The organism is Streptococcus dentapri (assembly GCF_042649885.1).
GTDB lineage: Bacteria > Bacillota > Bacilli > Lactobacillales > Streptococcaceae > Streptococcus > Streptococcus dentapri.
In genome coordinates this window covers 1-4,813 of record NZ_JBHSAC010000047.1, presented here as the reverse complement: position 1 = coordinate 4,813, position 4,813 = coordinate 1, and the positions used below count along the sequence as shown (strand labels likewise).

Genomic DNA, 4,813 nt, shown 5'->3' with positions numbered 1-4,813 from the left:
GTATCCATGGCATGTTGGTGCAGCACTTCCGATAAGGTCTGAAGTTCCTGGGCCCGCAGGATATAGATCTGAAAATCCTTGTCATCTATAATGTAATCATGCGCCAAGCCCTGGCTGGAAATCCCCTTGAGTGAGCTCTCAATGTTTGAGAGCTGGGTCTGGACCGTCGTCGCCTGAGTTACCACATTGCCCAGAGCCACGATCAGGGATTCCTGACTATTGAGATCAATTGAGATCGTTTCACTTGCCATTGAGACCCCCCTTTTCTATAAAACTACTTTGAGCTGCTGGACAAGCTCAGCTTTAAATTCCTCGGAAGAAAGGGAGCGAAGCCTTTCACCCATCACATCATAGGCCAGAAGACCGCTCTGGTCTGATTTCACCAGAATATGATCCTGTATGATATACCCCAGCTGCTCTGTTTGTAAACGCAGCGCCGGCTTATCGCCATAATAGGTGAAAAACCGCATATAGGCATAAATGGACCAATGAGACCGAAGGTAGTTCTTCATATAACCGTCAATCCCTTGAAGGGCCTCATGCCGGCCTATGAGAAGGGCAAGGACGATAATCGTCGGAACATACTCCACATGGTAGGTGTCTTCCGATGTCTTTGAGATCAGGACACACATGCGCTTGGGCGCATCAACCTGGGGAGCACAGAATAAATCATCGTCAATCTGAATATGATAAGTGACCCGGCTGTACTCTGACAGACAATACCCTAGGGTGACAAAGGCTTCTGTCGGATCTGCCCCATTGAGGTAGCCAGCTTCTTTCAAGTCCTCATAACCTTGCTCAAGTGTCCGCGTCAAGAGCTCTTTGCGGCTCTCGCCTGCTTCTGCCTCCAAGGGCAAAAAGGGAATGTCATTCGAATTGTCATTCATGAGCATGAGCGCATAAAGTCCTGCTTTAGTTAAAGGTTTTGTCATGCGTTATCAATCTCCTTTAATACATTGGCACTTGGGATATCATTGAGCAACTTCTCTAAGCCGTCAACGGTATCCTTGAGGTCATCTAAAGCCCCCTTAAATTCCTTGCGATATTTTACGATGAAGGTCATCAAATCCTCATAAGCGTCTTTGGCCTTACCTTTCCATGTCACATCATAGCCTTTGGCTTCCGTGATAAAGGTTTCCATATCAGTCAGAGCCGTTAAAGCCGTACTAATCGCACTTTGAACCGTTCCGATATTGCCATCCTCGTAAGTGATCGTATCTTTTGAAGATCCCCACTCACCGCCGCTGGAGTTTATATTGTCATTCATTACACTGCTCATATTAGCCGTCCTTTCTCTTTCTTAAGCCAAATGGTATGACTAGAGATTCCACCAATGAATCTGATCACCAAAGCTCTTTCCTTTATTGTAGCTGCTTCTATCCGATTCAATGGCCGATTCCAGTGAACTGATCTCATCTGTCAGGTCCTTGTACATCGTGACGAAAGCTTTATTAGAATCCCGAACAAAATCGCGGTATTTTTTTATGGTCTTTTTTTGCGTATCCAGTTTGTCTCTGAACTTCGATAAGTAGCCATAGCCATCATTGCCATCTATCTTCTCGATATAGTCCTTACATTTATCAATCAGATTATTGGCATCCGATAAGTCATTTTGACTGGCTAAGCCATTCTCAAGAATCGCATTGCAAACTTTTTCATACTGTTTCTTTTTGGTATTATTGGCATAAATTTTTTCTTTTAGTGCACTGTCACTCATTGCTGCTTTACCTCCTTAACTATTCACTATTCAGAAGCGGATTGGGATGCTTCAGAAGACTCCGAAGATGAGTGTAAGTCATCCAGCATGTCTTCTTTCTCACTGGAATGGGGATCATACGAAACAGAATGTCTTGGTACCTGATAATCGTCAGTCGTCTTGGGTCGGCTATTGGGCTGATAAAAATTGACAAAGGCTATGACCAAAATCAGACTAGCCCCTATGCCAGGCAAGAAGTACTTCAAAACTTCCATTGAGGATAATGTGACCTTCTCTCTAAGATCCTCTTTCCAATGGGGATAGGCCTGGGTCATCTTAGCTAACTTCCCCATATAAGGCATAACAAAAAGAAATTGGAAAGAGAGGATTAAACCAAGGCCGACATAAGTGAATTGTCTAATATTGGTTTGGGCAACATTGCCAGTATTCATCATGACAAGGAAGATCATGTAAAGTATCACAAAAGGTACAATCCCTGCTGCTGTCCAAAGACGTCTGAGACGGTATCTGGCAATTTCCTGAATCTGGTCTTGATAAGAATCTTTGGTCTGGTCTTGGAGCTTATTCATAGCTCAATCTCCTTTATTTAGTAATTTTGATGAGGGTTTGTTCATCTTGGTGGTGATAATAAACTTGGTCATTATCTAAGAAGCGTTCGCCTTTATTGCTGGATTTCTTATAAAAGTTTTGGTCAGATACCTTCATCGCAATGATAGCATCGCCTTGGCGTTGTTCAAGGTATAGTTGAATTTGATCGCGGCGCGAAACAAACAGTCTAGCTGTCCCGTAAATGAAGTGAACACCCACTTTATCGCCTTCTTCATACAACATGGCAAAATCATTTGCCTGCAAGGAAGTAACTTCTAGCAGTTGGGAGAGGTCCGTAATAAAGACAAATCTATCCTCGTAGCGGCCAGTATGTCGATCCGTCAAAATCGTCTGTTTGAGTGTTTCAAAGCCCTTCTTGAAACTGTCAATATCATTATTGTCGTAGTATTCTGTCCATTCATAAGTGGCATCGTAGACTTCAGCCAAGTCAAAGGCAATCACGGCATCTTTAGACGGCCGGGCCGCTACCATATGATAGAGATGTTCAAAGACAAGGTTGCGCACCGTTTGTTTTTCCCAAAGCACATGGAGATGGCTGAGGCGGTCTTTAGCAATCGCAAGGCTAGAAACATTGTCGTACTCTAATCCAAGTGGAAGCGCACCGTTTTGAAGCTGCGCCTGGGTTTGATTTCGATTGATAAAATCGGCTACAGGCAAAATATCAGGCACTATTGGAATACCTAACGGTCTCTTTCCTGTCCAGGCGTGGGCCATTTCTTCAACTTCATCACGAAGATGAGTGAGAATCGCTAGATCATCCGTCCCGTCAACAGGAAGAGCGGCTTGGAAAACCTCAGGAGTCCCTACTTTGATCAAACCGCGTCCTGGGATATCCTCCATATTGATACGATTTTTCCCAATGAGGGTCTGTGTCTCATTCTGATCCGTCAGTCTGAGGGCCAGACGTGTCTTGATATTGGCTTGGATCTGTGTCTTTAGCCCTCCGCTTCGACCAGTTGAGAGAAGAATATAAATGCCCAGGCTAGCACCGTCACGTGAAACAGTGACCATCAAACGGTCAAGCAGTTCTTCAGCCGAATTATCATGAATGCCTTCATAATTATCAACAACGATAAAAATTCTTGGCAGATGTTGATTGGTACTCTCTTCATAAGCAGAGATTGTCGCGACCAGCTCACCGGCAAACAGGGACTTGCGTTCACGTATTAATCCCATCATACGCTCCGCAAATTTCTGGATTTTAGCCAGATCATCGGTATAGATAATATCGGCTGAGTGTGGCAACTTAAGCAAGGGTAACAAGCCATTTGCCCCAAAATCTAAGAGATAGAGATGGAGGTCATCAGGGGTATTATGTCTAACAAGGTCCATGACGGCTGTTTGAAGAAAAGTTGTTTTCCCCATAGCCGGACCTGAAAAGAGGGCCAAATGCCCTAAGGCGTCAAAATCATGTCTGGCCTTATCCTGTGCCTGCTGGCTTGGAATATCGACAATTCCAAAAGTAATTTGATACTTAGGCGGCAGCTCCCAATTTCTCTGCGCAAGAGAAATTTCAGAGAGATAAATCCTCTCTTTCAGCGGCGGCAGCCAAGGCTGGGCCAGCTGGGTGATCTGTCTGTCTTTGGCTACCTGCTCGATATGCTGGACCACAACGTCCAGCTCTGTTGGGACTTCACGGATATCGGTTGCTTCATCCAGGCCTGACAGATCCTGATTGAGCGCCTCATACTGACCCAAGGCATTGATCCCATAAATCGTATGGGCCTCAATCCCCTGCTCCTCCTTATCCAACTGGTAATCCGCTCCCGACCAGGCACTCTGGAAGAGCTCATAGACCTCATTGTTCCCAACCTGCAGATAAGCCCGGCCAGCTAACTGGATCGCGGCCGCATCTGGGGTATGTAACATCTCCTGAGAGTCGGCCCGGTCCGCCACCTTAAGCGCAATCCGAAAGTTGGAGTTGGACCAGATCTGATCATCCACCACCCCTGAGGGTTTCTGCGTCGCTAGAATCAGGTTAACCCCTAAAGACCGGCCAATCCGAGCCGTCGAGACCAGCTGCGTGATAAAGTCCGGCTGCTCCTTCTTAAGCTCCGCAAACTCATCACTGATGATGATCAAATGCGGCAAGGGCTCTGAAACCTCCCCCTGCTTGTATTTCTTCTGATAGGCATGGATGTGATTGACCCCAGCCGCGTTAAAGAGGCGCTGACGCCGCTCATTCTCGGCCCGAATCGAGGCCAAGGCCCGCATGGACTGGTTGCCGTCCAGATTGGTAATGGTCCCAAGGACATGGGGCAGGGCCTTAAAGAGGTTGGCCATGCCCCCACCCTTATAGTCGATCAAGAGAAAGGCCACATCATAAGGGTGGAAATTGACCGCCAAGGATAGGAGATAAGACTGGATCAGCTCGGACTTCCCTGAACCGGTGGTCCCTGCGATCAGGCCGTGCGGCCCGTGCGAGCGCTCATGCAAATCCAGCATAACATAATCGTCACTGCCGCGCAAGCCCAAGGGAACGGCCAT

Annotated in this window: 5 protein-coding genes and 1 pseudogene; all 6 read right to left on the bottom strand. The window is 46.6% G+C overall.

What is annotated here, in order from left to right; genetic code table 11:
• Positions 1-251, bottom strand: a pseudogene (locus tag ACFOSE_RS05450) (hypothetical protein); the annotation flags it as partial.
• Positions 252-266: 15 nt separating this feature from the next.
• Positions 267-932, bottom strand: a complete 666-nt coding sequence (locus tag ACFOSE_RS05445; RefSeq protein ID WP_380431399.1) for a hypothetical protein — start codon at positions 930-932, stop codon at positions 267-269.
• Positions 929-1,279 (bottom strand): hypothetical protein, encoded by a 351-nt coding sequence (locus ACFOSE_RS05440; protein WP_380431397.1) that lies wholly within the window; start codon positions 1,277-1,279, stop codon positions 929-931. Before ACFOSE_RS05440 ends, ACFOSE_RS05445 begins: the two co-directional genes overlap by 4 nt.
• Before the next feature lie 39 nt (positions 1,280-1,318).
• Positions 1,319-1,717 (bottom strand): hypothetical protein, encoded by a 399-nt coding sequence (locus ACFOSE_RS05435; RefSeq protein ID WP_380431395.1) that lies wholly within the window; start codon positions 1,715-1,717, stop codon positions 1,319-1,321.
• Between the two features lie 26 nt (positions 1,718-1,743).
• Positions 1,744-2,286: a hypothetical protein gene (locus tag ACFOSE_RS05430; RefSeq protein ID WP_380431393.1), complete on the bottom strand. Its 543-nt coding sequence runs from the start codon at positions 2,284-2,286 to the stop codon at positions 1,744-1,746.
• Positions 2,287-2,299: 13 nt separating this feature from the next.
• A partial coding sequence (gene essC / locus ACFOSE_RS05425) for a type VII secretion protein EssC (protein ID WP_380431392.1) occupies positions 2,300-4,813 on the bottom strand: 2,514 nt, incomplete at its 5' end.